This is a genomic window from Endozoicomonas sp. SESOKO3 (assembly GCF_024606255.1).
Genome location: NZ_JAHHPR010000244.1, coordinates 1 through 2770 on the forward strand (window position 1 = coordinate 1; position 2770 = coordinate 2770).

Annotated in this window: 2 protein-coding genes; both read left to right on the top strand. The window is 47.7% G+C overall.

The window, feature by feature from the left end:
• A partial coding sequence (locus KDK18_RS04355) for a hypothetical protein (RefSeq protein WP_257253471.1) occupies positions 1-1598 on the top strand: 1598 nt, incomplete at its 5' end.
• Positions 1599-1709: 111 nt separating this feature from the next.
• A partial coding sequence (locus tag KDK18_RS04360) for a hypothetical protein (RefSeq protein WP_257253472.1) occupies positions 1710-2770 on the top strand: 1061 nt, incomplete at its 3' end.

Below are 2770 nucleotides of genomic sequence, written 5' to 3' on the forward strand. Positions count from 1 at the left end.
GCTGTCGTCATCGTGTGCCTGTTTTTATTGCTTTTTGTCGTTATTTTGGGATTCCCTCTCGAGAAATTGGCAACGCTATCCACAGCTTTGCCGAGTATTCCCCGGATGGAGGCCAAACCTGGAAATCAGTGGATTTAGGTGGGGCGCCTATAGAGAAAACAAAAATCACATCTAATTTCCGGCCCACCAGAAAGGTCGCTGGTTCCAGCAGTGACTCCAAGAAGATTAAGGCTCTCCTGAAGGCTCTTCTGAAAGGGGCTGACTTGGCAGAGCAGCAAACTCTGGCTAAAGCCTGTGGCATGAGCCTGGAGGAACTGAACAAAACCCTTGAGAAAAACAGTGCATTACCAGAGACGAATCTAAGTATTTCCGAAATGGTCAGGAACCTTTGGAAGGAAAACAATTTAACCAGTTTTCACATGGGAACCTCAATCATAGAGGCATTGGGAACAAAAGCATTGACCGACCTCAAGATAGATTTTGAACAGATGTCGCTGGCAGTAAATCAAATATTGTCCGACGGTGATGAATATCAGGTCATTAAACTACTCAAGTCACTCCGTTCAAAAATAAATGATCAGGCCGAAGCAAACGCTGACAAGTGGCTGCTTTCAACGGTGGACATACTGCAAGACATTGACTTGGCCAAGCCTTCGGTTATCCGCTTTGCCCTTAATGCCATGGAATTGGGTTGGCTGGATCCAGTGCAGAACTATCAGTGCCAAATGATGGGATTCGATAAACTTCATCAGCTATTGGTGCGCCTGGAAGGGGTCTGTGAACTGAAGGTTAAAGCCGCTGATTGCCTGAAAAACTGTTATACGAAATTATTTTCCAGGGAAAAAAATAATTGTGTATGGAAGTTGGCTAGTAGAAACTTCCAAAAGACTAAAGGTAGTTCCATACTCGTCACTCATTGTCATGATGGGTTTTCGCAATTCTTTGAAGATAAAATTGTCAATCGATCTTTACAGAACACCTGGACGTTCGATCCTGAGGGCATTCCGAATATAGAACGAATGCTGGCACACCACCCTGCGTTTCCGAAGTTAGTCTCGGGCAAGGCAAGCCACCGTCCGGTCATTATCCTTGGGCAAGTTTCCTGGGACACCACAGTGATTAATAAAAAGGTCGATGCTCTGTTGCAAATAAATGCTGATTATGACCTGTTTTTGAAGGATTTATTGGAAAAGTCCTTTCGGGCGTCAGAGCAGGATCTTCAGCTTTTAAATGCTTTAATAGACAGATACGAGCAAGCGCTTCAGCGGGCCTTCTGTCATTACCTGTATGAAGTGACGCATTCGAAAGGCGGTTGCTTAACGTATTGTTGGGCCGACGCTAACATCAGGACTACTGGCTATTACTTCACTAACAACTTTGGGGCTCGTCACCCATCCTCACCGGAACAGCTGTATGACATGATGTATTTAATTGATAGCCCTTCCTGGTTTCAGGAATGCGTTAATGGTGCTTACTTAAGACAGGCACACAACGCCACTAATGCTCTGGTGCTCAAATCCGCTGAGCTGACAAAAATTGCCGAAGAGTTTTTGAACAGCGTGAATTTGAATTCGCTTTATGAGTCGTTTTTTGCGTGATTCTTTCAACGGCTACGGGTATCAATCCAAATGAAACTTTCATCCTGTCTGAAGGTCATATAATCAAGCACTTTCAATGCAGTTCTTCAGATGACAGGAGAGAAGTTGACAATGGATGGTCGGATTGACAGAGAAGTAAAGAAACCCGTTCCTGACACTGGCGTATCAGCCACGGTAGCGAAACTGGAGTTATCGTCAAAAAAGAATGTTATAACCTGCTCTGACGTGACTCCCGAAATCAATAGATCAACACGTCCGATGACGTTGCCTGACAAGGAGAGAACGGTATCCTCAGGAAATTCCTCGCTCCGCATGGCTTCTTGTTCCTTTGATTTTCGTTTTGTCGCTAGTGATGATGAAATTCGACGGCTTTTAGTGGCCCAGACCGGCGATGGACACCGGGATGTCACCCTTATTTCCCACCCCGATGACCTCTCACAGGCTAATCTGGTCAGCCGGTTGAGCATTTCTGAAGAGGGGTGCCATGTTCTGCGTTCAGGCAAGCTGTTTGAAGGGCCACAGCCACTCACTCTGGTGATGGATATACGCAAGCTCACCAGTGAGGAGCTGCCAAAATTTAACGATCTACTGGACCCGAACAACCCCTCTCTGTACGACAAAGTCAGCCAGAAGAAACGTCCCCTGGGTGAGCATGTCACGCTGCTGGTTTTGGCAAACCCGGCACAGTTGACATCCGTTGACCGGAGTGACGACGCGCCGGGTGCTGATTTCTGGCGCCGAATTAATCGACCCGGAAATACCTGGCAGTTCGACCCACAGACCGGCGATGACCCATTGATGGACATCAACAAGGTTCCCCGGGTATTGGCTGAACTCCCCAGTGCCGCCAGTGCTACCGGGAGTGCTACGGATGATGACAATACCGTTGTTATTGACTGCCACTTGCACAGTAACTGGCGACAATTGCTGCTGGGCGGCCCCGGAGTGGATAAGCAGGGGCGAATCCAGCATATCCCCGGCAGGCTCGAGTCATTAAGGGCCGGACAACGGGTGATTCTGAAAGGAGCCAACTGGCAGGATCTGGCCTTTGAACAGGCGATTCGACTGATGCTGGCGCAAAAGTGTTTTGAGAGCAATGGCAAGATCTGTCGGTTAGCCGACGATGTTCAGTTTTATCAAATGCCGGTAGGGAAGGACGAGCTTCATTCAAT